At 62.0% G+C, this 274-nt stretch carries 1 protein-coding gene; it reads left to right on the top strand.

The annotated features are described in order from the left end of the window. Positions 1-274: PIN domain-containing protein (locus tag AC2YI2_RS35280; RefSeq protein ID WP_487391158.1), on the top strand; the 274-nt coding region annotated here is incomplete at both ends.

Raw genomic sequence — 274 nt, 5'->3', positions numbered from 1 at the left:
TGAGCGCCCTGACCCTCGGCGAAATCATGCGCGGCATTGCATTGAAACAGAAGTCGGACCCGAGGGCCGCGGCCCACCTCACCGAGTGGCTGCGCAAGCTGCGTCACGATCATGGCGACCGCATCCTGCCGGTGACCGACCAGATCGCTGTTGAATGGGGCCGCATCGCGGCGATCCGGCCACGCGGCGATATCGACGGTCTGATCGCCGCAACTGCGATCATCCACGACTTAATTCTGGTCACCCGCAACGTAAAGGATTTTGAGGACACCGA

The organism is Rhizobium sp. SRI_017, from assembly GCF_057586295.1.
The sequence above is the reverse complement of the archived record's forward strand: the minus strand, read 5'-3'. Positions and strand labels throughout refer to the sequence as shown.